The sequence below is a fragment of the Mycolicibacterium chengduense genome, assembly GCF_033741155.1.
In the GTDB taxonomy this organism is placed as follows: domain Bacteria; phylum Actinomycetota; class Actinomycetes; order Mycobacteriales; family Mycobacteriaceae; genus Mycobacterium.
In genome coordinates, this window is the sequence record NZ_JAWQNH010000013.1 from 1 (window position 1) to 22,870 (window position 22,870).

Sequence of the window (22,870 nt, forward strand, 5' to 3'; positions counted from 1 at the left end):
TTCACCGCACGCTCACGCTGCTCGACCGGGTAATGCTTGGCCATAATCGCCATCCTCCACACACAAGGAAGCGGCATCAAACCCGGAACGGTTCATCGAGAGGTTTGCCCTGTCGCGCCCAAAGCCGGGCGATGTGGGAGGCTTCCGGGGGCATTGTCATGAGGCCGGGAGGGAGATCCTGGTTGATCGCAATCAAGACAGTCAGAATGCACGATTCACAAACTTGACGTTCAGGCTCTCCGGCGTAGAAAGGATCCGCTGCCAGACGGGACTCCTCGTCGACAGCGTCGGAAACGCGGCGGGCTACCTGCACTGCCCACAGCGCCGCGTCCGCACCGATGTTTCGCGACGCCGCCGACAGCCCGTCCTGGGAACCTGACGGCAAGGAAGTGCCTTCCATTCCATCCGGAATCAGATGCGTCAACCATTCAGCCATCAACCCACCCAGCTGCCCCTGAGATGCGGTGTGTCGAGCCGACGAGATGCCGAAATGCATTGAGTCGCAAGTCTCAAGGCGATGACCTATCGTCGTGTAGCCCATGCCGCCCTCGGGAGTCCACTCGGAGCGACAGCGCATATGCTACGACACTTACGTGTCGGCGCGGCAACGATTCGACGTATATTGCCGATGGTAAATGGTTGGCTGCCTTGCAGAATGCCAGGGGCGTGACGTAAGAGAAACTGATGACATCCGCCGCATCCGAAGAGTCTGCGCCCTTCGCGGCAAACGCCCAGTCGTTGCTGTTGACGTTTTTCGGAATGCACCTGTTGGGCCGGCCGGTTGCCGTCAGCGGTTCGTCACTCGTCGACGTGTTCACCCGGCTGGGCATCGGCGGCTCCGCGACGAGGTCATTGCTTGCCCGCATGACCGACCGCGGCATCATCGAACGCCACAAGATCGGACGGAAGACCTACTACGCCCTGACCCCGCATGGAACCGACGTCCTCGCCGAGGGAAGCAGGAAAGTGTGGCGAGGCGGCGACCGTCCCGCGTGGGACGGCACGTGGACATCGATCAGTGCATCGGTCCCCGAGGCCTTCCGCCCGGTGCGTCACCGATTGCGAGCTCGGCTGTCCTGGGCGGGGTTCGGCCTGACCCGATCCGGTTTGTGGGTGGCGCCCGGTCGTCATGATGTCCCCGCGCTGCTCGGTAACGATATCGACCATGTCGACATCACCGTCGTGGTCGGAGCGGTGGCACCACCCACGACGGATGAGATGCTCGTCCGCGACGGCTACGACCTGTCTGGGACCGCTGCGCTCTACGAGGATTTCTCGGCGTTCTGGTCGGAGGCCTCGACGGCCCGTCCCTTCTCGGGTGCGCTGGTGACGAGGATCCGACTGCAGGCGCACTGGCTGGCGATCTCGCGCACCGATCCGTTGCTCCCGGATTCACTGCTCCCTCGGAACTGGCCCGCACGGTCGGCCGAGGAACTCTTCAGGAGGCTCGACACCGCGCTGGCCGCCGCCCACGGCGACGACGACGTCCACATCGAGATGATCGACCTGGTGTGAGAGTAAGAGTCGTCTTGTCACGCTCGAACACCGCCGGACGGAGCGGCCATGGATCCAGCGCCGCAGATGACGCGCGCCGACGGTTCGGAGGAGACCAGTTCGGCCACCAGGTGTGCGCGGTGGTTGCGGACCAGTCGTTGGTTGATGTAACCCTTGTCGGTTGTCTCACCGAGGTCGATATCGGGTGGCTCAGACAGGATGAGCAGGCGCCGTACGACCTGTGAGGACCCTCCTCCGGCGGCGGCCAACCCGTCAAGAGCGGCCGACAGTTCGGCGCGCAGATCGGTGTCGGGCGTACCGTCTGCCGACACCCGGTGGGCGTGGCTCGGGTGAATCCAGACCAGCGCGGCGACGAATTCGCCTCCCTCGCCGCAAATGACGGCGTCGTGGATCAGGCCCTTCATTGCCGAGATGAGCTCAGTTCGAACAAGTCCGACGGTGACGAACGTTCCGGTGGAAAGCTTGAAGTTCTCTGAGATGCGTCCCGAGAAGATCAGTCCTTTGTTCGGGTCGGCCGAGTCGGCCAGTGTCACCGCATCGTCGGTGCGCAAGTAACCGTCCCGATCGAAGAGTGCTTCATCGAGATCGGGACGTCCGTGATAGCCCGGTGTCACGTTAGGGCCGCGCAGCCGCAGTTCGTACTTGCCCGCCGCCTCGTGCTCGCAGGGAACGAGTTTCAACGTCACCCCGGGCAGCGGAACACCGATCGTGTCACTGCGGGTCATGGCAAAGTGTGCCGATGTGGCGGCCGGTGCTGTCTCGGTCATCCCCCACGAGGTGGTGGGGTGCATGGCGGAGCCGTACCGGTCGGCGAGCAGACGGAGCCGGTCCAGAAGCTGTTGGGGCAGCGCTGCGCCGGCGAAGAATGCGACCCGCAGCCGCGAGAAGAACCGATCGGCCAGCGCGGAATCGGCCTCGAGATGAGGCAGCAGTGCCGAATACCCGGCAGGCACGTTGAAGTACAGGGTCGGAGAGACCTCGGCGAGGTTGGCAATGGTCCGGCTGATCAGCTGCGGTGCTGGCCGGCCGTCGTCGATCCAGAGGCTGCCGCCGTTGACGATCACCATGTTGACGTTGTGGTTGCCGCCGAAGGTGTGACTCCACGGCAGCCAGTCCAGGATCACCGGCGGCTCGTCCTGCAGGAAGGGCCACACCTGCCGTATCTGCTGCTGGTTGACGGCGAGCATGCCGTGGGTGTTGATCACGCCTTTGGACATACCGGTGGACCCGGAGGTGAACATGATCTTGGCGACCGTGTGGTGGTCGCCACTCCCGGTCGGCGAAGGTGGCGGCGTGCTGGGCGCCGACTCGATCTCGGCGAGCGGTGTCATGCCCGGCGCGGTGCCTTCGGCGGTCACCACCAGGCGGTGGTCACCGACGACGGGCAGAATGCGTGCGTAGTCGTCGTTTTCGACGAACACCGCGGCGGGATCGGTCGCTGCGATGACGTGACGCAGCTTGGCGAAATCCGTGCTCTGCAACGAATAGGCCGTACTGACCGGCGCGATGGGGCTGGACACCGCATATCCGGCCAGAGTGACCAGCAGGTGGACAATGCTGTTGTGCGACAAGATCATGATCGGTCTGCCGGCGACGCCGCGGTCGAGCAGCCCCTGGCTGAGTCGCCTTACCCGGTCGCCGGCCTCGCCCCATGTCAGCTTCGACCAGCCGTGTCGGCCACGCTCGGCGATCAGCAGGCGGTCGGGGTGTTGGGCGCATCGGGTGACGAAGGTTGCCAGCACATCGGGCGTGGCCTGGTCGTCGAGTGGTTGACGGCTGGTGAGTAACAGCGAACCCTCGGCACGTTGTTCGGCGACGATATCGGGGTCGGCGAAGGGTGTGGTGGTCATCTGGATTTCTGCGTGGACCGGCGGTGGGGCGTCGAACTGCCCACCAACGGAACGTGTTGGGTGAGGAACCCGATCTGATCGGAGATCAGTTGCTCGAAGGCGGCGCCATCGTAGATGTCGAAATGTCCCTGCGAGTACAACCGGATATCACCCTCCGGGGCCTTCTCCAGGTGCTGCAGCGAGGCGTCGGCAGGCGCGACGGAGTCCGCGCTGCAGACACACGCCAGCAGCGGACAATGGACGTTCGCAGCGTCACGTCCCGGTCGATATCGGATCACCTGCAGTGCGACACGTGCAGCCACCTCATTGCGCCACTCGACACCCGGCGGAACCATCCGCACCATCGCCGGCGCCGCGTCCGGGGCCGTCATCATGGCGACCGATCCCGGCGCGCCTACGATGGGCAGCATCACCGGCGGCCGGCCGGCGACGTGGGCTGCGATATCGGCGACCGCGCGCATGCCCACTCGCAGGCCACTGAGCCGGTCCATGGCCAACACCGACACCAGGCCGTCGGTGAAGGGGCATTGCGAGATCACCGCGGCGACATTCGAATCCCGGGCCGCGGCCGACAACACATGTCCGCCACTGAATGAGCTGCCCCATAGGATGATTCGGTAGGAATCGACGTCGCGACGACTGCGGGCGAACGCGATGGCGGCGGCCCAGTCGGCCAGTTGCCGCTCGACGTCCAGCAATTGTCGTGGTTCGCCGTCACTGGCGCCGAAGTGCCGGTAGTCGAAGACCAGGCACGCGTATCCGGCCGCCCGGAATCGCTCGGCGTAGGCATCCAGTCGCATCTCCTTGATGCCGCCGAAACCGTGGGCCATGACGATGATCGGCGCCGGGGCCGGGGTGTCCGGTAGGTACAGCCAGCCTCGACATGTGACACCGGCGGAGGTGAACTCGACGTCGAGTCGCTCGGTGCCGTTCGGCCCGGTCACGATGCAGTGGCGGCAGCAGGCTGCCCGACGAGGTCCAAGGCGATATCGACGATCATGTCCTCCTGGCCGCCGACGAGTCCGCGGCGGCCGACTTCGAGCAGCAGCGTTCGGGCATCGATGCCGTAGACACGCGAGGCGTTCTCGGCGTGGCGCAGAAAGGACGAGTAGACCCCCGCGTACCCGAGGGTGAGGGTTTCGCGGTCGACTTGGACCGGTCGGTCTCGGAGCGGGCGGACGAGATCTTCGGCGGCGTCCTCGAGAGCCATCAGATCGCAGCCGTGCTTCCACTGCAGGAGATCGGCCACCGCGACGAATGCTTCGATGGGGGTGTTGCCCGCGCCGGCTCCCTGGCCGGCCAGCGATGCGTCGACCCGGGTGACGCCTTCTTCGACGGCAGTGACGCTGTTGGCCACCGACAGCGAGAGGTTCTCGTGGGCGTGCACACCGATCTGGGTGCCGGGGTCGAGGACGTCGCGGTAGGCGCGGATCCGCTCGCGCATATCATTCATCGTCAATCGTCCACCTGAGTCGGTGACGTAAACACAGTGCGCACCGTAGCTTTCCATCAGCTTTGCCTGGGTGGCGAGCTGCGCGGGCTCGGCCATGTGACTCATCATCAGGAAGCCCGAGACATCCATGCCGAGTTCGCGCGCCGTCTGGATGTGTTGGGCGGAGATGTCGGCCTCGGTGCAATGGGTGGCGATCCGCACCGAGCGGACCCCCAGATCGTAGGCGTGCCGCAACTCGGCGATGGTGCCGATGCCGGGCAACAGCAGGGTGGTCAGCACCGCTGAGCTGATGCTGCCGGCGGCGGCTTCGATCCACTCCCAGTCGGTGTGACTGCCGGGGCCGTAGTTGACCGATCCGCCGGCGAGCCCGTCACCGTGGGCGACTTCGATGGCGTCGACGCCCGCGGCGTCGAGCGCGCCGGCGATCCGGGCCACGTCGGCTGTGCTGATGCGGTGGCGGATGGCGTGCATGCCGTCGCGCAGCGTGACGTCCTGGATATAGAGCGTGGGGGTCATGGGCGTGCCTCCGACAGCAGGGGATCGGTACTGGTGCGACGGGCGATGGCCTCGGCGACCTGGATGGCGGCCGAGGTCATGATGTCGAGGTTGCCCGCATAGGCGGGCAGGTAGTGGGCGGCTCCCTCGACTTCGAGGAACACCGATACCCGGGTTCGTACCGGCGCGGAGCCGGCGGGCAGCAGGGTGTGCACCGGTTCGTCGGGTTCGATGGGGGTGAATTGGACGTCCTGTTTGAGCCGGTACCCCGGCACGTAGTGGGCGACTCGTTCGACCATCTGGTGGATGGAGTCCCGGATCACGGCGTGGTCGGCGTCGCCGATCAGGCAGAACACGGTGTCGCGCATGATCAGCGGCGGTTCGGCGGGATTGAGGACGATGATCGCTTTCCCCCTGGCGGCGCCGCCCACCGATTCGATTGCATGCGAAGTGGTTTCGGTGAACTCGTCGATGTTCGCGCGGGTCCCGGGTCCGGCCGACTTCGACGCGATGGATGCGACGATCTCGGCATAGGGTACCGGCGTGACCGCTGACACCGCGGCGACGATCGGCACCGTGGCCTGCCCACCGCAGGTGACCATGTTGACGTTGCGTGCGCCCGCGTCGAGGTGCTTGTCGATGTTGACCGCCGGGACCACGAACGGACCGAGGGCTGCCGGGGTCAGGTCGATCAGCGTTTTGCCGTGCGGGGCAAGGACAGCCGCGTTCGCGATGTGCGCGCGTGCCGATGTGGCGTCCATGACGATGTCGATCTCGCCGAAGTGTGGCATCGACATCAGCCCGTCTACGCCGTCATGGGTGGTCGGGATGTTCAGGCGGCGGGCACGCGCCAAACCGTCTGATTCGGCGTCGATTCCGACCATCGCCGCCACGTCCAGGTGCTGGGAGGTGCGCAGGATCTTGAACATCAGGTCGGTACCGATGTTGCCGGAGCCGATGATGGCCACCTTGGTCTTGGTCATGAGGTCTCCCTGGGTGAGAAGGCAGCCGACACCTCGCCCAGCGGGGCGATCGTCGCATGGATACGGGTTCCCGGCGGTGCCGGAGCCATCGGGCCCAGCGCGCCGGAAAGTATGATCTGGCCCTCCTGCAAGGGCTCGCCGTACTCTTCGGCGGTTCGGGCCAACCAGGCCAGGGCGTTGAGCGGATCGCCGAGGCAGGCGCTGCCGGTGCCTTCGGAGACCAGCTGATCGTCGGCGTACATCTGCATGGTGACGTCCTTGGCGACGAAGTCGCTGATGTGCATGCGTCTGCTTCCGAGCACGAACAGTCCGCTGGAGGCGTTGTCGGCGACGGTATCGGCAATCGTCAGGTCCCAGTCCGAGATACGGCTGTCGACGATCTCCAACGCCGCAACGGCGTAGTCGACGGCGCCGCGCACGCTGTCCGCGGTGAAGTCGCCGCCGACGAGGTCGTGGGCCAGGACGAAGGCGATCTCCGCCTCGACCTTCGGCTGCAGTAGCCGCGCCGAGGGCACCGCATCGACACCGCTGACGTCCATGTCGGCGAACAGCACGCCGAAGTCGGGTTGGTCGACTCCGAGTTGCTGTTGCACCGCCGGCGAGGTCAGTCCGATCTTGCGTCCCACCACTCGGGCACCCGCCGCGCGTCGCCGCCGCACGAGCTCCTGCTGTACGGCGTAAGCCAGGCCGATATCGGCGTCGCCGATGAGATCTCGCACGGGGGAGACGGGGCTACCGCTTTCGGCGGCGGCAGCCAGGAGGTCGGCCACCTCGGTGACGAGAGCAGCACTGCTGTGCAGGGTCATCGGGGTCCCTCCGTCAATCGTGCGGTCGCCACCGCGAATCCGGCGATCCAGGCCGGGATCGGTTCGTAGAACCGAAGTCCCATCGTGTAGTTGCCGACGGCGGCCAGCGAGGCGAAGGCGGCGATCCAGGTGCGTACCTCATGGGCGGAGCCACCGCCCTCGGCGGCCATCTCCTCTGTGGTCCAGGTGTCGAACTCGCCGAGGGGCCCGTGCTCGAGCAGGTCGAGGAATCTGTTGTCCCAGCCCGGGTTGATGGGGATCATCGTCGTGGCTCCGGCCGCGTACTGGCGGCCGGCCTCGATCACCCGTCCCTCGCCACGGGTGCGTTGCTCGGGTGTCGGTGGATGCCCTTCGATCAGGGCGTCGGCGACCTTCGGCGGTGCGCCGTCGAGCACCGGGACCGGCGGATCGTGGGAGAGGCCTCCGGAGGCAAGGAAGAGCACGCGCCGCCCGAGACCGGCGGCGGCTGCACCAACGGCGGTGCCCAGGGCGTGAATCCGTGCGACGGGGCACAGCGGTGTGGCGACGCCGTTGACGAAGATCGGCACCACCGGCACCCGGTCGATACCCCCGAAGAGCTTTTCCAAGGGTTGGGCGAAGCCATGATCGACCGTCATCCGCGCCGAAATCGTGAGGTCGACGCCGCGCTGGAGCACACCCTCGGCGATGCGCCGCGCGGCGTCGGTGTCCACCGACAGCGGTCCGGCCGATGTATCGAAATCGCCGATGGCGTGGGCTTCGGTGCCCAGGCAGAACGGTGGCATCTCCTTGTAGAAGAAGCCGTTGTAATGGTCGGGCGCGTAGAGCACCACCAGGTCGGGGGCGAAGTCGGTGATGAAAGCTCGCGCGGTGTCGACTGCTCCCTCGACCCGGCCGAGGGTCTCGGGGTCGGGGTCGTTTTTGCCGATCAGCGGAGAATGTGACAGGCCAATGGCGGCGGCGGTCATGGTGGATACCTCAGTTCTCGGATGACGGATGGATGACGACCTTGCCCATGACGTCGCCGTCGAGCATCAGCTGAAAACCCTTGTGTATATCGGTAAGTGGCAACGTCCGGTCGATCACCGGCCGGGTACCGGTGGCGTCGAGCAACCGCAGCAATGCCTCGAACTCGGCGCGGGTGGCTCCGGTGGAGCCCAAGATTCTCAACTGCAGGTAGAAGATGCGTCCCAGGTCTGCCGATGGATTCATCCCGGTGGTCGCGCCGGCGACCACGACGGTGCCGCCGGGGCGCACCGACTTCAGCGAGTGCGACCAGGTGGCTTCGCCGACCGTCTCGATGACCACGTCGACCCGCTCGGGCAGTCGTTCCCCGCTGGGCAATGCTTCCCGCACGCCCCAACTCAGCGCCTCGGCGCGTTTGGCCTCGCTTCGGCTGGTGGTGTAGACGACCGCGCCCGCGGCCAGCGCGAGTTTGATGGCCGCCGAGGACACCCCGCCACCGACACCCTGCACCAGGACACGGTCACCTGCCCTGATGTTCGCCTGGGTGAACAACATCCGATAGGCCGTCGTCCACGCCACCGGCAGGCACGCCGCCTCGTCGAAGCTGAGCCACGGCGGCATGGGGATGAGGTTGCGCCGCGGCACCGAGATGTACTCGGCGAATCCGCCATTGTGCCGTTCGGTCAGCAGTGCACGGTGGGGGTCCAGCGTCTCGTCGCCGCGGCCGGCGTCCGGGTTGGCGATGACCGGGTGCACGATCACCGGGTTGCCGTCCTCGTCATAGCCCGACACGTCGCAGCCCAGCACCATCGGCAAGTGCTCTGCCGGATGCCCGACACCGCGCAGTGTCCACACATCGTGCATGTTCAGCGCCGAGGCGACCACCCGCACCACCGCCCAACCCGGTCGGGATTGCGGTTTGGGCACCTCGCGGAGTTCGAGCCCGGGCAGGGGGTCATGCGGGTTCTGTGAGACGGCGACTGCGGCAAGCACATCGCCATCGTTGGCGGTGTAGACCGTCGATACACAGTCGGTGTGCCATTGTGCGAAACGATTGCTGGAATTGGTCGCGCGGGGCGGGTTGTGTGGTCAGCATGACTTCAACCATGCGTCCGGATGCCGAGGCGCAGTGCCTCACGTCCCCGCCGAGCGCCACGCTGCGACGTCCCGCTGAACTCGAGCGCACCGTCGACGTGTCGGGCCTCGTCGACGCCGACGGTGGGCTGTTGGACCGCGCGGTGTGGACCGACGAATTGATCTACCGTCAGGAGCAGCGGCGCATCTTCGCCACCAACTGGCTGTTCCTCGCCCATAGCGACCAGTTCCACAAGCCCGGCGACTTCTTCACCACCTATATGGGTGAGGACCCGGTGATCGTCACGATGGACAAGAACCGCAAGATACGGGCGTTTCTGAACTCATGCCGGCACCGGGGGGCGCGGGTGTGTCGGGCAGATTTCGGTGCCACCCGCAGCTTCATGTGCACCTATCACGGGTGGGCGTACGACCTCGAGGGCAAGCTGATCAGCATCCCCAACAAAGAGGGCTACCCGGACAGTTTCGAATCCGGTCAGTGGGGCCTGCTCGAGGTGCCGAACGTGGATTCCTACCGGGGGTTGATCTTCGGGAACTGGGATCCCGGTGCAAGTACCCTGCGCGACGCACTGGGCGGGATGACCTGGTACATGGACGCGATGCTCGACCACGACCCAGAAGGCACCGTCGTCGTCGGCGGCGTGAACAAGTGGGTGTTGGAGGGAAACTGGAAACTCGCCGCGGAACAGTTCGCCAGCGATTGGTATCACGTGAACATGAGTCACGGCTCGGCGCTGACGGTGCTTTCACCGGGCGGCAAGCCCAAAGAGGAAGTGGTGCACCGCACTGGGCGGCAGTATGTCGACCCGAAGGGGCACGGGCACGGCTTCCCGGTGCACCCGCGTAATCGGTTCGACGCCCAGACCGTGCACGAGTGGATGGACTATGCCGCCCTGCGGCTGCGGCTGGGCGACTCCCGCGTCGAAGGCCCGTTGACAACCGGGCACGCCACCGTGTTCCCGAACTTCTCCTACCTGCCGGTGAACGGGTCGATCCGGGTGTGGCACCCGAAGGGGCCCGACCGCATGGAGGTCTGGGCGTGGACCATCGTGGACAAGTCGATGCCCGAGCAGGTACGAGAGGCGCAGCGCCTCTACAACCTTCGGACGTTCGGTCCCAGCGGAATCTTCGAACAAGACGACGGTGAGAACTGGAGCGAGGTGCAGGCAATCTCGCACGGATTCATCACCAACACCCTCCCGCTGAACTACCAGATGGGACTGGGATCCGAACGCGAAGACGGGCGCCACCCCGGAAAGACCAGCGAGCTGTACAGCGACGCGGCCGCGCGCTCGTTCTACGCGCACTGGCGTGACGTGATGAATACCCCGGCGTGGCATGAACGAAAGGCCGCCGATGAGTGAGGGCATCCGCGTAGCCGCGGTCGACGACATCCCCGAGGGCGAGGGCATCGTCGTCGAACGATCGATCACCGGTACCGACGACGATGTGGCTCTGCTGCGCGACGACGACGGCAGCGTGTGGGCATTGGACAACACCTGCACCCACGCCGACGCCTCACTGGCCGAGGGATGGGTCGAAGGCGGCCAGGTCGAGTGCCCGTTGCACTCGAGCAAGTTCTGTCTCAAGACCGGTGCCGTCGACGGCCTGCCGGCCACCAAGGACGCCCGCCCGCATCGCGTCGAGGTGCGTGACGGCCAGGTGTTCCTCTATCCGGGCGAGCGGCCCCGATGACCAGCCGGGTCGCGGTCGTCGGCGGCGGGATCGGCGGCGTGAGTGTCGTCGCGGCGCTGCGGGCCGGCGGCTTCGACGGGGACGTTGTGCTGATCGACGAGGGGGAGTTCCCCTATGACCGGCCCCCGCTGTCGAAGTCCTACTTGGCCGGTGATGTCGAACTGAAAAGCATTGCGCTGCAGCCACCGGAGTGGTTCGACGGCAACGATGTGCAGCTGCTGGCACACAGCTCGGTGGCGGCGCTGCGGCCCGACATGGGCGTGGTCGAGTTGACCGACGGCAGCACGGTCCGCGCCGACAAGGTCGTGCTCGCAACCGGCGGCCGCGCGTTACGACCACCGATCCCGGGGGCTGACAGCGCGCGGGTGCACACGTTGCGCAGCGCGGAGGATGCCGACCGACTGCGCACCGCACTGGTTCCCGGTGGGCGCCTGCTGATCGTCGGTGCGGGCTTGATCGGCGCCGAAGTGGCGTCCACCGCCCTGCATTTGGGCTGCCAGGTCACCATCGTCGACCCGGTCATGGCGCCGCTGGCCGCTGTCATCGGCGACGAGATCGCCTCCTGGCTGCACGGCATGCACACCGCCCACGGTGCCACGGCGCTACGCGGTGTCGTCGAATCTTTCCGGGACTCGCCAGACGGAATCACCGCCGTACTGGCCGGCGCCGAGCCGCGGGTGTTCGATGCGGTCGTGCTGGCCGTCGGCATGATCCCGGCGACCGCGCTGGCTCGCGATGCCGGCCTGACGGTGGACGGCGGCATCGTCGTCGATCCGATGCAGGTGACGTCGAATCCTGCGGTCCTGGCGGTCGGCGACGTTGCACGCACCCATGTCGGCGGTGTCCTGCAACACCGCAGCGAACACTGGGAGGCGGCACAGCACGACGCACAGCGCGCGGCCGCGACGATCCTCGGCGTGCCACCGCCGGCTGCCGGCGCGTCCTGGTTCTGGACGGACCGGTACGGGACACACGTCGAGGTTGTTGGAAACCTGGCCGGGGCTGAGGAGTTCGCATCTCGAGGTCACCTCGGTGAGCAGCCCTACGCGTGCTTCGGATTGCGTGGCGGGCGGGTTGCCGGGGCGGTGGCGGTCGACGACTCCGCGTCTGTTCGGGCCGCACGCCGGATGATCGACCGTGGCATCGCCGTGTCCGCTGCCGAACTGGGCGACCGATCGGTAGACCTACGCAGGCTCATCAAACGATGACGACGACTACGGAGAGCACGCACATGACCAGCGCGGCAACGATCTTGGCCAGCATCGACGGTGCGCGGCGGGCCGGCCACGACATTCATTTCGAGGTCGAGCAGTTCTACTACACCGAGGCGGAGTTGCTCGACGACGGGCGATTCACCGACTGGCTGGATCTGTTGGCCGACGACCTCGACTACTGGATGCCCACCAGAACCAACCGGTTGCGCCGCCAGCAAGCGCTGTCGATCTCGGCGCGGGGCGAGGCCGCGTTCTACGACGAGACCAAGGAGAGTCTGGCCTGGCGGATCCGCCGGTTCGATTCCGGTATGGCCTGGGCCGAGGATCCGCCCTCGCGGACCCGGCATCTGATCACCAACGTCGTGGTGCACCACGTGCAGTCGGAAGAGGGGCACGACTCCGAACTGGCTGTCCGTTCGGCGTTCCTGGTGTACCGCAACCGCCTGGAACGCGAGGAGAACGTATTCGCGGGATGCCGCACCGACATTCTGCGTCGTAGCCCCGACGGCCAACTGAAGGTTGCCCGCAGAGTCATCCTGCTCGACCAGAACGTCCTGCAGGCCAAGAACATCTCCACCTTCTTCTGACTTCTTCCGAATCGACGAGGTCTTTCGAACCGATAAGGGAAAGGACGTGCCGGTGACCAGCACGGAATTCGACGCCGCGATCGACGACATGCCCACGCTGCACAAGCGGACGGTGAGCACCTCCCACGGGGACATCGCCGTGGCGGAAACCGGTGAGGGGCCTGTCCTGGTCATGTTGCACGGCGGCGGCCCGGGCGCCTCCGGGGTGAGCAACTATCATCAGAACCTGCCCGCGCTGGCCAAGAGGTTCCGGGTGGTGCTGCCCGATCAGCCCGGGTTCGGCGGCAGCTACCGCCCCACCGAGGCCGACCTCGATGCGCAGTCGATCACCCAGATCACGGTAGGGGCGCTCTTCGAGACCCTGGATGCTCTCGGTGTCGACCGTTTTCACCTGCTGGGCAACAGCCTCGGCGGTGCGGCGGCCATCGCGATGGCACAGGCGCAACCGGACCGGATCACCGGACTGGTGCTGATGGCTCCCGGGGGTGGCTGGCTTCCGTTCGGCCCCACTCCCACCGAGGGGCAGAAAGAGATGTTCCGGTATTACAACGGCGATGGCCCCAGCGAGAAGAAGATGTCGAACTTCATCCGCGCCATGGTCTTCGATCACAAGCAGTTCGGCGCCGACGTTGTCAGGGCGCGCTACGAGGCGTCGCTGGACCCCAGCCACATCGAGTTCTATCACCGGTACAACGCCGCCTTCGGTAAGCGGCACGGGATGGATCCGCTGTGGCGCGATCTGCACAAGATCACCGCTCCCACCCTGCTGCTGTGGGGCCGTGATGACCGGACCATCACCCTTGACGGGTCCCAGATCATGCTCAAGCAGATCCGCAACGTGCAGCTGCACGTGTTCGGCAACTGTGGGCATTGGGTTCAGCTGGAGCGCCAGCGCGATTTCGAAGCGCTGGTAGGCCAGTTCCTGGCGGAGTTGCGGTGACCGGCTGGCTGCAGGGATACGTTGCGCTGGTCACCGGCGGGGGTACCGGGATCGGGCGGGCTGTCGCCGAACGATTCATCGCCGAGGGCGCCTCGGTCAGCATCCTCGGTCGTGACCCCGACGCGTTGCACACCGCCGTCGAGGCCAGCGCAGATCCAGCCAAGCTGCATGCCATCACCGGGGACGTGCGAGATTCGGCCGACCTGCACCGCGCGGTTGCCGAAACCGTGGACCGTTTCGGCAAGTTGGACACACTAGTGGCCAATGCCGGCATCTGGGATTACCAGCGGCAGCTGACCCGGATGACCGGTGAGCAGCTCAGCGCGACCTTCGACGAGCTGTTCGCCATCAACGTCAAGGGTTACCTGCTGGCCGCTGAGGCGGCATGGCGGGAGCTGGTCAAGACCCACGGCAGCATCGTGATGACATTGTCCAACGCCTCGTTCTACGTCAATGGCGGCGGGCCGATCTACACGGCCAGCAAGCATGCGTGCCTCGGGCTGATGCGGGAGCTCGCATACGAATTGGCGCCGAAAGTTCGGGTCAACGGCGTGGCCTGTGGGGCGATGAACACGGCGTTGCGCGGGCCGGCGGCCCTGGACATGCAGGATCGCACCCTGGCGGCGTCGTTCGCGAAGAAGAAACCGGACGACCCGCCGCCGCCGATCCCGCTGTACGACTCGAGCACCGATCCACGAGATTTCACCGGATCCTACGTTCTGCTCGCCAGCCGCGAGCAGAGCGGACCCATTACCGGACAAGCGATTTCGGTGGACGGCGGTATCGGCGTGCGGGGGTTCGCGTCGGCTGCCGGCGGTAGCCATCTGTGAAGCGGCTATCGCTGAGCCCGGGGCCGGCGTGGACGGTCACACCGGGGGAGAAGGACGCTCTCCACATCGTTCGTCGTGATGACGACGGGGAGTGCGTCGAGGCGTTGGCCCGGTACGCCACTGGCGGTCCGCTGCGCGATGCTTACCCGGTGGGTGCCCACGATGTCGAGATTCGGATCTCCAGCAGCCTCGCGCCTCCGTCGGGACTTGCCTCTTTCCTCGGCGAACTCGGCGGCGCCATCCTGTCCGCAGATCGCGCGTGCCGGCGCGTTGTCGTTGCCGTGGCGCCCGATGACCTGGCCGTGGTCTCGGCCGCGGAGGCGGTCGGGTTTCGTCACGTCGTCGACGTCGAGGTTCCCGGTGAGGAGCTGAGTTTGTTTGTCCTGGAACCGGAGTGGGTGACTGAGGTGGACGCCGACCTCGATCGGGTGCCGGGGACCTGAGCAGCGGCTCCAGAAGAGCGGGCCTGAAGAAGTGCGAGCGGGAGTACTCCCGACCTCCCAACACAGGTACGCCGAACAGGTCTGACCGGAGGTCTCCGCACCGATGTGGTCGGCGTGATCGGTCGAGTCCAGCTCGATGCATGCTGGATCTTTGGCAATCCAAGAGGACTCGTTCCAAGTCAGGTAGTCAGACTGGTCGCTGGCCGGTGATCGGGATGAGGACTCTCGAGAGTTTGTCATGTCCCCAGTGCACGGTGCACGAGCCCGCCTTTGCTTCCTCGTACGCCGACGGGAACTGTCCGTCAGAGGGTTGCGCGACCTCCGTAAGCGCTGCTAAGAACGTCAGCCTCGACACTCGTGCCAGCGTGTTCCATGCCGGCCGAAGTCCGGCTTGCCGACACCCAGCTGCGCTTGCACCGGCGGTGACGACCGTTCGACCAGTGCCGAAATGGCGGCTGCGATGTCCGCCATCGCGAACCGGTCGTGGACCGGCCCCTTGGAACTGCCGTGCCCGGGTAAGTTTCGTCCGCACACGCGCCGAAAGGTATTGTGCCGCAACGTTCACGGCAACGCTGCGGAGTTGCCCAGCGGCGACCCGACCAGCAGCGGACGATCCGGATCACCGGGCGGCTGGGTAAGGCGAAGACCGCCGATCGCGGGCTGGGCGCTCACCGGCCCGTATTCTCGATGTCGGAGGGGTGCGTCGCCAAAGCTGTGACGCGAATGGTCATGTGGGCGAACAACGGCAGGTTCGACAGGATGTTGTGGAGTTCGTCATTGGACTCGACATCGAAGATCGAGAAGTTGGAGTACTCACCGGCGATGCGCCAGATGTGTGGCCACTTTCCACTGCGCTGCAAGTCTTGAGAGTAGGCCTTCTCACGTGCCACCACCTCGGCCCACACCGCTGGGTCGAGGTCGGTGGGTGGGTGGACGTCCATCCGGACGTGGAAGATCACGGCGGTCAGCTCTCAGCTCTGCGGGTCTAGGGCGAAGTCGTAGCTGATGGAGATGCCGTTTGGCCCGGCGACCGGTTCGAGCATCAGTTCGGGTTTGACGGCACTGGCGATGTCGTCGTCGTTGTGCGGGTCTCCCGGAAAGTAGAGCTGCGCGGTCAGTGTCTGATAGCCCGGCGCGGACACCTTGACGTGCAGGTGAGCGGGCCGCCACGCGTGCCAACCCGCTGCGGAGATGAGTCGCCCGCATGAGCCGTCGGTGGGTATTTGATAGGGCGCCGGCTGGATCGTGGTGATGCTGAAGTTGCCGTCAAGGTCCGTGGTGATGGTGCCGCGCAGGTTCCACTGCGGAATGGCCGGCGCGAATTGGGAGTAGTAGCCGTCGGCATCGGCCTGCCACAGTTCGATCGTGCCCGCCAGCGGCGAGCCGTCGGCGGTGGTGATCTTGCCGGTCCACGTCAGCGGAGTGCCTTGCTCGCCGTCGCGCATGGGCAGCGTTGCAGGAGAGGAGAGTTCGGGGGATCCGGGCACGTAGTACGGGCCTTCGATGGTGCCCTTGCTGCCGCGTCGCTGTGCGGTGTTGACCTCCTCGACGACATGCTCGACGAAGACGTCGAGGAACAGGGGCCACTCGCCATCCTCGCCGACGCCGATGAGCCATGCCTTGAGGGCGTTGTACTCGTCGTAGCCGACGGCGTGCCGCCGGATCGTCTCGTGGATGCCTGCGAGGACCTCGCGCGCAAGCATGTCGACCCGTTCGGCCGGAGTGTCCGCGACCGCGTCGTAGGGCGTTTTGTCGGCGTGGAAACGGTCGGTGGCGGCGGCGCCGGATGCCGCGGCGGTGGCGCCGATCGCGGGTGTTGCAGAGGTTGTCATGTTCTCTCCTCGATTTGGTGGGCTGGAAACGAAGGGCGTTGCGGCGGCGGAGATGTCAGCGGTCGGTGCGGTAGTGGGCGAGCTTGTCTTCATCGATGTCGACTCCCAGGCCGGGGCCGGGGAGGCACTGAAGTGCTCCGTCGTGGATGCCCAGCGGCTCGGAGAGCAGGTCGTCACTCATGTCCAGATAGTTCGAGAGCTCGGCGGCGTATCGTGACGTGGTTTGGTGGGCCGCGCCGAAGGCGAGTGAACAGGCAGTGCCGATCTGACCGTCGATCTGGTTGCCGATGACCGTCTCGACGCCGAGCCCCTCGGCTAAATGGTGCACGCGCCGCGATTGGGTGAAACCGGTTCTTGCGGTTTTGATACTGATAGCCGTTGCCGAGCCGGCCAGTAATTCGCGACTGACGTCGGCGGCCGTGGGCACGGACTCGTCGGCGATGAAAGGGATGTCGAGGTGCTCGACGAGCCATCGGCGGCTCAGCACATCGTCGGCCGGGCAGAGTTCCTCGGCAAAGAGCAAGCTCAAGTCGCCCATCTCTCTCATGGCGCGCAGTGATTCCGATGCACTCCAGCCGCGATTGCCGTCGACGTAGAGTTCGACGTCGTCCCCGAAGTGGTTCCGCAGTGCGCGGACGACCGCGGTGTCCATCGTGATGGGATGGCGCCCGACCTTGACCTTGAAGGTGCGAATCCCGTACAGGTCGTGCATCTTTTGCGCCTCGGTGACCATCGCCGCCGGCTCGTCGAAGCCCAACATGTGGCTGACCCGCAGGCGGTCGGTGAACCCACCGAGCATGTCGCTCACCGAGGTGCCGAGAGTTCGCCCGAGCGCATCCCAGAGAGCCATGTCGATCGCGGCTTTGGCGGTCGGATTGCCGACGGTGCGAGCAAGCTTCGCGTTCACGACCTCGCGATGCAGCAGTGAAACCCCGATGATCTGCGGGCCGAAGATCTGGTCGATGACGGCGACGATGCCCGTCTGGGTTTCGCCGTAGGTGAAGGGCCGCGGCGGGGCTTCGGCGGTACCGACCACCCCGTCGTCGGTGTGCACGCGGACCAGTACGTGTTCGGCGACGTGCACCTCACCGGATGCGAATTTCAGCGCCCTCTTGTAGGGGATGGCGAACGGGATCGCCTCGACCCGGGTGATCTTCATCGTCCACCTCTGGATGGCATCAGGTTAGGGCTCCCACTGGCGCGGTGCGGTACCGAACGTGTCCGCGCCGGTGGGAGTGAACATTGCGAATGGACTCGTAGCGGAGGGCGTGTCGCTCAGCGGTTGCCGAAGTAGGACACGTCGTCGTTGCCGATGAGATCTGGCACCGTCCAGCCGTCCAGGTCGTATTCGGACAGGCACTGCTCGGCCAGCCCCTTCATCGCCGCGGCGTCGCCGCGGCCTTGGGCGGCGAACAGTAGCTCGGCTTTGACGTTCTCGTGGTTGCCGGAGTAGTTGCGTTCGTACAACTCATGGCGACCGCCGAACTCGGTGCCGACCGAGTCCCACAGTGCCTTCATGATCTTCACGCGCTCGACCGCGGACATGCCGTCGGATCCGCGGACGTACTTGTCGAGGTACGGGCGCACCTCGGGTGAGTGGAAATCCGCTGCGCTGGAGGGTAGATAGATCAAGCCCGACGCAACGTCTTGTTCGATGATCTCCTTGACGCGCGGGTACCCCTGGATCATGAACATGCGATAGGTCAGGCCGTATTCGAGCTTCGGGATGACGGTGTCGCCCACCCACGGCTCGGGGTCGCGTGCCATGGATTCACTCAACGCCCAGAACAGGTTGCGCCAGCCGATCACTTCGCCGACCCGGGTCTGCACTCCACGGAATCCGCCGGCGCCGGTGGCGTCGAGCGCCTTCATCAACAGTCCGGCGATGAAGTCGAGTTTGACGGCCAGTCGTGTGCAGCCCTGAAAGGTGAAGCGAGGCAGGAACCCCGACTGTGGGAAGAAGGCGTTGATCTTGTCGACGTCGCCGTACATGAACACGTTTTCCCAAGGGACCAGGACCTTGTCGAAGATGAAGATGGTGTCGTTCTCGTCCATGCGGCTCGACAGGGGATAGTCGAACGGCGTGCCCATGACCGCGGCCTGCTGGGTGAACGAGGACCGGCAGATCAGTTTGACTCCCGGCGCGCTCATCGGCACCGTGCAGATGAGGGCGAACTGCTTCTTCTTGATGGGCAGGCCGTAGTGGGCGATGAAGTTGTAATTGGTGATGGCCGAACCCGTGGCGACGACCTTGGCTCCCGAGACGATAAGGCCCGCGTCGGTCTCCTTTTCGACCTTCATGTACACGTCGCCGACCTCGTCAGGTGGCAGTTGACGGTCTACCGGCGGGTTGATGATGGCGTGATTCCAGTACAGGACCTTCTCTTGCGACTCCCGGTACCAGCGTTCGGCGTTGTCTTGGAATGGCGAGTACAGCTCCTTATTGGCGTGCAGAGTGCCCAGGAACGACGCCTTGTAGTCGGGGCTGCGGCCCATCCATCCGTAGGTCATGCGAGCCCAGCGGGCGATCGCATCGCGCTCCTTGAGCAAATCCTCGGAACAGTGCGGAGTCTTGAAGAACGGCATCGTGACGCCGCCGTTGCCGGTGTCGGTCGGGCTGGTCACCTCGTCGACGTGCTCGCCGCCGTGTAGTGAGTCATAGAGCCGCGCTGTCATGCGAATGGGGTTGCGGAAGGCGGGGTGGGTGGTGACGTCTGTGACACGTTCGCCGTGCAGATAAATTTCGCGGTCATCGCGCAGCGACTCGATGTATTCATCACCGGTCATGGGGCGGCTGGCGTAGTTGACGGCGCCGCTGTCAGCTGGCAAGCCATCGGCGGCTGCGGCTTCGGGCGTGGTGGTGGTCATGGTTGGTGTTCCTTCGCGTTAGACGGTGTGCGGGAGGTTGATGGGGGTGAAGGCCGTTGCGGCGTCGAACCAACCGATCTCGGGGTCGTCGGCGCTGCCTGCCCATGTCACGTGCGCCGACGGCGCACCGAGGCTGTGAAAGGTGCTGCGGTAGAAGATGAGCGGTGGTTTGTCGTGAGCGACGGCGTCGACGATTTCGCCGATGAAGATGACGTGGTCACCGCCGTCGTACTCGGCCCAGGGACGGCAAGATAACGTGGCCGACGTATCCGCCAAGATCGGAGCGGTCGGGCCTTCGGCCCATGCGGGGTCACGGACGCAGGGCCGGCCGGCGAAGTGCATCGCGGTGTCGACCTGATCGCTGGCCAGGACGTTGACTGCGAAGGGTGCTCCGCTGAGATATGTGCAGGCCTTGGATCGTCTGGTCATCGTCACCTGACACAGGCGCGGTTCCAACGACACCGCCGTGAAGGCGTTGACCGTGGCGCCGTGGGGTTCGCCGTCGCCGTTACGGCATGTGATGACGGTGACGCCGCTGGCGAACTGACCGAATATGCGCCGTAGATCATACTGCTCGCCCATGAGACTCCTTCGTCACAATTGCTGTCACGCAGGCTATTTCGACGTAGAGGACTGCGTCGAGCCAGGATGCGCGGTGACCATCCACAATGCGCGACGAGTGGGATCCGAGTCACACACCGTGGCGAGGCCGGCGATCGCCAGGTGTGTCAGGCGTGCAGCGTCTGGGACGGCGACTCGCCGTACTTGCGGCGATAGGCGGCGGCGAAGCGGCCGGTGTGGGTGAAGCCCCACCGCATGGCAGCCGATGTCACGGTGGCATCGTCGGTACCGCGCAGCAACTCCTCTCGCACTCGGGTGAGGCGGATGTCGACCAATAGCTCGCGAGGCGTCACGCCGAGATAGGACCGGAACCCTTCCTGCAAACGGCGAACACTGACACCGGCGACCTCTGCCATGTCGCCGGCCGTCCAGGCGCGGGCCGGGTCATCGCGCAGTTGGTCGGCGACGCGTTTGACGATCCGGGGCTGCAATGCCGGTGCCCGAGTGCCGCTCTCGGGTATCGCGGCAAGCACAAACGCGGTCGTGATCGCGGCACACAACTGTTCGTGCACGAGGGGATGCTGTTCGGATGCCATGTCGCCCGACAAGCATCGCACCAGCTGTACCCAAGCCGCACCGGCCCTTTCGGTGAGGTCGACGTGGTCGGGCAAACGCCCCGTCGGCTCGGCAAGCAAGCGGTGGATCTCGCGATGAAGGTAGTCGCGGTCGAATCGGACCCCGATGATGACGCATGATTCGCTCCAGCGACGAATGCATGCTGGGGTATCAGCAGGGAAGATGGTGGCACGGTCGCGCGTGGCGATGACTTCGTTGCGACCGATAACCGATTCCAGGTGACCCGATACCGGAATGTTGACAGCGTAAGCGCCGGGATGGGTGGTGGTTACGGAGACGGCCGTCCCCCAGCCGATATTCACGATCCTGATCGGTCCCAGATCAACCCCGCGGGCGAGTGCGTCGCGTGATCCCGCGTGCCCGAGCGGATGCAGGTCGTGCGGGAAATACGCGTTCGCCACAGCATGTGAGACTTCCGCCCAGTCTGCGCTGACCGGGACCATAGGAGCGGCCACGACGGCTCCTTTCACGGAATCGGGTTCAGCGACCGGTGAGGTCGACGGGAGTCAACAGCCCTTGTCGATGCTGTTCGCGTAGACACTTCTTGTCGTACTTTCCGGTCGACGTGCGAGGAAGCCGGTCGACGAACGCCCACCGTTCCGGAATCCACCAGCGCGCGACTTTGTCACGCAGGTAATCCTGTAGTTCGGCGATGGTCACATCTGCGGTTTGGCCGAGCACGACCGCTGCGAGCGGACGTTCCTGCCATCTGTCGTCGGGTACCGCGATGACGGCCGCCTCGAACACATCTGGGTGCGACGCGATGGCCAGCTCCAGCTGCACCGAGGAGATCCATTCACCGCCGGACTTGATGACGTCCTTGACGCGGTCGGTGAGGGTGACATACCCATCGGCATCGATGGAGCCGACGTCTCCAGTGCGCAGCCAGCCCGCGTCGAAGGAGTCGTCAGCCTGCGAGTCGAAGTACCCACCCGTAATCCATGGGCCCCTCAGCTGCAACTCCCCGATGGCTTCCCCGTCGTGGCCGACGACAACGCCGTCGGAGTCGACGATCCGTAGCTCCACGCCACACGCCGGCCGACCTTGGGATGCCCGGCGCTGCCAGTACTGGCTGTCCTCTGAGCTTGACGCTGGTTTGGATATCGTTGCCAACGGCGATGTTTCGGTCATCCCCCACGCCTGTACCAGGTAGATTCCGTACTTCTCGTGCAGGGTGCGCATGAGGTGTACGGGGACTGCTGATCCGCCGCATCCGACCAGTCGCAACGACGAGATGTCGGCGTCGGGGCGCTCCTGGAGGTAGTGCACGATGTCGTTCCAGACCGTGGGTACGGCGCCGGCGATCGTCGGGCGTTCGCGTTCGATGAGTTCGACCAGCGGTTCGGCGTGAAGGAAGCGATCGGGCAGGACGAGATCGGCGCCGGCCATCAGGGCGGCGTAGATGAGCCCCCACGCGTTGGCGTGAAACATCGGCACAATGGGCAACACGGCGTCGCCGGGTCCCACTTCGAGTGCGCCCTTGGCGCAGATCGCCATGGTGTGCAGATAGGTGGACCGGTGGCTGTAGACCACCCCTTTGGGGTTGCCGGTTGTCCCGGAGGTGTAACACATGGCTGCGGCGCTGTGCTCGTCGATGTCGGGCCAGTCGTACGCGGGAGACTCCTGATCGAGAATGTCGTCGTAGCGCACGACGCGTTTTTCCGTACGCATCAGAGCACTCAGGTCGGCATCACCGGTCACGATGATGGTGTGCAGGGTGGGCACGTGCGGCGCGATCTCGGAGAATTGCTCGGCGAGGCTGGCGTCGACGATGGCGATCTCGTCGCCGGCGTGGTTGGCGATATACACGAGCTGCTCGGTTGCGAGCCGGATATTGAGGGTGTGTAGCACCGCGCCCATCGCGGGGACGGCGCAGTAGGCCTCGACGTGCTCCTGGTTGTTCCACATGAAGGTGGCCACCACGGTGTCGGTACCGGCCCCCGCCGTGCGCAGTGCGTTGGCCAATTGCGCTGTGCGATGGCCGAGTTGAGCGAAAGTCGCGACCCGCATGGTCCCATCGGGCTGACGGGTTCTCACCTGACACCGGGTGTGGATGGTGGTTCCGTGTCGGGTGATGGCCCCGATGGTCAGGGGGTAGTCCTGCATCGTGCTTTTCACGAGT

The 22,870-nt window shown here is 65.5% G+C and carries 23 protein-coding genes; 8 read left to right on the top strand and 15 right to left on the bottom strand.

The window, feature by feature from the left end; translation table 11 throughout:
• Positions 1–76: 76 nt before the first annotated feature.
• On the bottom strand, positions 77–436 hold the full coding sequence (locus tag SBI67_RS28725; protein WP_318983842.1) for a hypothetical protein: 360 nt from the start codon (positions 434–436) through the stop codon (positions 77–79).
• A gap of 248 nt (positions 437–684) precedes the next feature.
• Here SBI67_RS28725 and SBI67_RS28730 point away from each other — a divergent pair, with 248 nt between their 5' ends.
• Complete coding sequence (locus SBI67_RS28730) at positions 685–1,515, top strand: PaaX family transcriptional regulator (protein WP_318983843.1); 831 nt, start codon at positions 685–687, stop codon at positions 1,513–1,515.
• Between the two features lie 17 nt (positions 1,516–1,532).
• Here the strand turns inward: SBI67_RS28730 and SBI67_RS28735 are convergent, their stop codons facing one another.
• From SBI67_RS28735 to SBI67_RS28765, 7 genes are read right to left on the bottom strand one after another with little or no spacing between them, the layout of a single operon-like run.
• Positions 1,533–3,365: an AMP-binding protein gene (locus SBI67_RS28735; protein WP_318983844.1), complete on the bottom strand. Its 1,833-nt coding sequence runs from the start codon at positions 3,363–3,365 to the stop codon at positions 1,533–1,535.
• Positions 3,362–4,309, bottom strand: coding sequence for an alpha/beta hydrolase (locus tag SBI67_RS28740; protein WP_318983845.1), 948 nt, complete (start codon positions 4,307–4,309; stop codon positions 3,362–3,364). Before SBI67_RS28740 ends, SBI67_RS28735 begins: the two co-directional genes overlap by 4 nt.
• The gene (dmpG, locus tag SBI67_RS28745) at positions 4,306–5,334 is read right to left on the bottom strand and encodes a 4-hydroxy-2-oxovalerate aldolase (protein ID WP_318983846.1); all 1,029 of its coding nucleotides are present in this window, start codon (positions 5,332–5,334) and stop codon (positions 4,306–4,308) included. Before dmpG ends, SBI67_RS28740 begins: the two co-directional genes overlap by 4 nt.
• Positions 5,331–6,296 (bottom strand): acetaldehyde dehydrogenase (acetylating), encoded by a 966-nt coding sequence (locus SBI67_RS28750; RefSeq protein ID WP_318983847.1) that lies wholly within the window; start codon positions 6,294–6,296, stop codon positions 5,331–5,333. Before SBI67_RS28750 ends, dmpG begins: the two co-directional genes overlap by 4 nt.
• Complete coding sequence (locus tag SBI67_RS28755; RefSeq protein ID WP_318983848.1) at positions 6,293–7,102, bottom strand: 2-keto-4-pentenoate hydratase; 810 nt, start codon at positions 7,100–7,102, stop codon at positions 6,293–6,295. The genes SBI67_RS28750 and SBI67_RS28755 overlap by 4 nt, the downstream gene beginning before the upstream one ends.
• Entirely contained in the window at positions 7,099–8,049 is a 951-nt protein-coding gene (locus tag SBI67_RS28760) for a 3-carboxyethylcatechol 2,3-dioxygenase (protein ID WP_318983849.1), read from the bottom strand. The genes SBI67_RS28755 and SBI67_RS28760 overlap by 4 nt, the downstream gene beginning before the upstream one ends.
• A gap of 10 nt (positions 8,050–8,059) precedes the next feature.
• Complete coding sequence (locus SBI67_RS28765) at positions 8,060–9,040, bottom strand: zinc-binding dehydrogenase (protein ID WP_318983850.1); 981 nt, start codon at positions 9,038–9,040, stop codon at positions 8,060–8,062.
• Positions 9,041–9,327: 287 nt separating this feature from the next.
• Here SBI67_RS28765 and SBI67_RS28770 point away from each other — a divergent pair, with 287 nt between their 5' ends.
• The 7 genes from SBI67_RS28770 (at position 9,328) to SBI67_RS28800 (ending at position 14,851) form a co-directional block, all read left to right on the top strand.
• Positions 9,328–10,506 carry an aromatic ring-hydroxylating dioxygenase subunit alpha gene (locus tag SBI67_RS28770; RefSeq protein WP_318983864.1) on the top strand — a complete coding sequence of 393 codons (1,179 nt, stop codon included), beginning with the start codon at positions 9,328–9,330 and terminating at the stop codon, positions 10,504–10,506.
• Positions 10,499–10,837: a non-heme iron oxygenase ferredoxin subunit gene (locus SBI67_RS28775; protein WP_318983851.1), complete on the top strand. Its 339-nt coding sequence runs from the start codon at positions 10,499–10,501 to the stop codon at positions 10,835–10,837. Before SBI67_RS28770 ends, SBI67_RS28775 begins: the two co-directional genes overlap by 8 nt.
• The gene (locus tag SBI67_RS28780) at positions 10,834–12,045 is read left to right on the top strand and encodes an NAD(P)/FAD-dependent oxidoreductase (protein ID WP_318983852.1); all 1,212 of its coding nucleotides are present in this window, start codon (positions 10,834–10,836) and stop codon (positions 12,043–12,045) included. Before SBI67_RS28775 ends, SBI67_RS28780 begins: the two co-directional genes overlap by 4 nt.
• A gap of 23 nt (positions 12,046–12,068) precedes the next feature.
• Positions 12,069–12,638 carry a 3-phenylpropionate/cinnamic acid dioxygenase subunit beta gene (locus SBI67_RS28785; RefSeq protein WP_318983853.1) on the top strand — a complete coding sequence of 190 codons (570 nt, stop codon included), beginning with the start codon at positions 12,069–12,071 and terminating at the stop codon, positions 12,636–12,638.
• 88 nt (positions 12,639–12,726) lie between these two features.
• On the top strand, positions 12,727–13,578 hold the full coding sequence (locus tag SBI67_RS28790) for an alpha/beta fold hydrolase (protein ID WP_318983865.1): 852 nt from the start codon (positions 12,727–12,729) through the stop codon (positions 13,576–13,578).
• A complete protein-coding gene (gene hcaB / locus SBI67_RS28795; RefSeq protein WP_318983854.1) occupies positions 13,575–14,408 on the top strand; it encodes a 3-(cis-5,6-dihydroxycyclohexa-1,3-dien-1-yl)propanoate dehydrogenase in 834 nt (277 codons plus the stop codon). Before SBI67_RS28790 ends, hcaB begins: the two co-directional genes overlap by 4 nt.
• Positions 14,405–14,851: a hypothetical protein gene (locus SBI67_RS28800; protein WP_318983855.1), complete on the top strand. Its 447-nt coding sequence runs from the start codon at positions 14,405–14,407 to the stop codon at positions 14,849–14,851. The genes hcaB and SBI67_RS28800 overlap by 4 nt, the downstream gene beginning before the upstream one ends.
• A gap of 668 nt (positions 14,852–15,519) precedes the next feature.
• On the opposite strand, the gene catC is transcribed toward SBI67_RS28800, so the two are convergent.
• The 7 genes from catC to SBI67_RS28835 all read right to left on the bottom strand — a co-directional run bounded on the left by catC (position 15,520) and on the right by SBI67_RS28835 (position 22,854).
• Positions 15,520–15,810: a muconolactone Delta-isomerase gene (gene catC, locus SBI67_RS28805; protein ID WP_318983856.1), complete on the bottom strand. Its 291-nt coding sequence runs from the start codon at positions 15,808–15,810 to the stop codon at positions 15,520–15,522.
• A 12-nt stretch (positions 15,811–15,822) separates the two neighbouring features.
• Positions 15,823–16,683, bottom strand: coding sequence for a catechol 1,2-dioxygenase (gene catA, locus SBI67_RS28810; protein WP_318983857.1), 861 nt, complete (start codon positions 16,681–16,683; stop codon positions 15,823–15,825).
• A gap of 55 nt (positions 16,684–16,738) precedes the next feature.
• Entirely contained in the window at positions 16,739–17,842 is a 1,104-nt protein-coding gene (locus SBI67_RS28815; protein ID WP_318983858.1) for a mandelate racemase/muconate lactonizing enzyme family protein, read from the bottom strand.
• Positions 17,843–17,958: 116 nt separating this feature from the next.
• Entirely contained in the window at positions 17,959–19,551 is a 1,593-nt protein-coding gene (locus SBI67_RS28820) for a 4-hydroxyphenylacetate 3-hydroxylase family protein (RefSeq protein ID WP_318983859.1), read from the bottom strand.
• An 18-nt stretch (positions 19,552–19,569) separates the two neighbouring features.
• Entirely contained in the window at positions 19,570–20,133 is a 564-nt protein-coding gene (locus SBI67_RS28825; RefSeq protein WP_318983860.1) for a flavin reductase family protein, read from the bottom strand.
• A 146-nt stretch (positions 20,134–20,279) separates the two neighbouring features.
• Positions 20,280–21,191, bottom strand: a complete 912-nt coding sequence (locus SBI67_RS28830) for an AraC family transcriptional regulator (protein ID WP_318983866.1) — start codon at positions 21,189–21,191, stop codon at positions 20,280–20,282.
• Positions 21,192–21,228: 37 nt separating this feature from the next.
• Positions 21,229–22,854: a fatty acid--CoA ligase gene (locus SBI67_RS28835; RefSeq protein WP_318983867.1), complete on the bottom strand. Its 1,626-nt coding sequence runs from the start codon at positions 22,852–22,854 to the stop codon at positions 21,229–21,231.
• Positions 22,855–22,870 lie beyond the last annotated feature (16 nt).

Excerpts from the sequence above, each read along its gene's own strand:
- SBI67_RS28760 (WP_318983849.1), bottom strand. The coding sequence starts at position 8,049 with ATGACCGCCGCCGCCATTGGCCTGTCACATTCTCCGCTGATCGGCAAA.
- SBI67_RS28750 (WP_318983847.1), bottom strand. The coding sequence starts at position 6,296 with ATGACCAAGACCAAGGTGGCCATCATCGGCTCCGGCAACATCGGTACC.
- SBI67_RS28815 (WP_318983858.1), bottom strand. The coding sequence starts at position 17,842 with ATGAAGATCACCCGGGTCGAGGCGATCCCGTTCGCCATCCCCTACAAG.
- SBI67_RS28725 (WP_318983842.1), bottom strand. The coding sequence starts at position 436 with ATGGCTGAATGGTTGACGCATCTGATTCCGGATGGAATGGAAGGCACT.
- SBI67_RS28820 (WP_318983859.1), bottom strand. The coding sequence starts at position 19,551 with ATGACCACCACCACGCCCGAAGCCGCAGCCGCCGATGGCTTGCCAGCT.
- SBI67_RS28790 (WP_318983865.1), top strand. The coding sequence starts at position 12,727 with ATGCCCACGCTGCACAAGCGGACGGTGAGCACCTCCCACGGGGACATC.
- SBI67_RS28830 (WP_318983866.1), bottom strand. The coding sequence starts at position 21,191 with ATGGTCCCGGTCAGCGCAGACTGGGCGGAAGTCTCACATGCTGTGGCG.
- SBI67_RS28755 (WP_318983848.1), bottom strand. The coding sequence starts at position 7,102 with ATGACCCTGCACAGCAGTGCTGCTCTCGTCACCGAGGTGGCCGACCTC.
- SBI67_RS28780 (WP_318983852.1), top strand. The coding sequence starts at position 10,834 with ATGACCAGCCGGGTCGCGGTCGTCGGCGGCGGGATCGGCGGCGTGAGT.
- SBI67_RS28730 (WP_318983843.1), top strand. The coding sequence starts at position 685 with ATGACATCCGCCGCATCCGAAGAGTCTGCGCCCTTCGCGGCAAACGCC.
- catA (WP_318983857.1), bottom strand. The coding sequence starts at position 16,683 with ATGACAACCTCTGCAACACCCGCGATCGGCGCCACCGCCGCGGCATCC.
- SBI67_RS28835 (WP_318983867.1), bottom strand. The coding sequence starts at position 22,854 with ATGCAGGACTACCCCCTGACCATCGGGGCCATCACCCGACACGGAACC.
- SBI67_RS28785 (WP_318983853.1), top strand. The coding sequence starts at position 12,069 with ATGACCAGCGCGGCAACGATCTTGGCCAGCATCGACGGTGCGCGGCGG.
- SBI67_RS28735 (WP_318983844.1), bottom strand. The coding sequence starts at position 3,365 with ATGACCACCACACCCTTCGCCGACCCCGATATCGTCGCCGAACAACGT.
- dmpG (WP_318983846.1), bottom strand. The coding sequence starts at position 5,334 with ATGACCCCCACGCTCTATATCCAGGACGTCACGCTGCGCGACGGCATG.
- SBI67_RS28825 (WP_318983860.1), bottom strand. The coding sequence starts at position 20,133 with ATGGGCGAGCAGTATGATCTACGGCGCATATTCGGTCAGTTCGCCAGC.
- SBI67_RS28775 (WP_318983851.1), top strand. The coding sequence starts at position 10,499 with ATGAGTGAGGGCATCCGCGTAGCCGCGGTCGACGACATCCCCGAGGGC.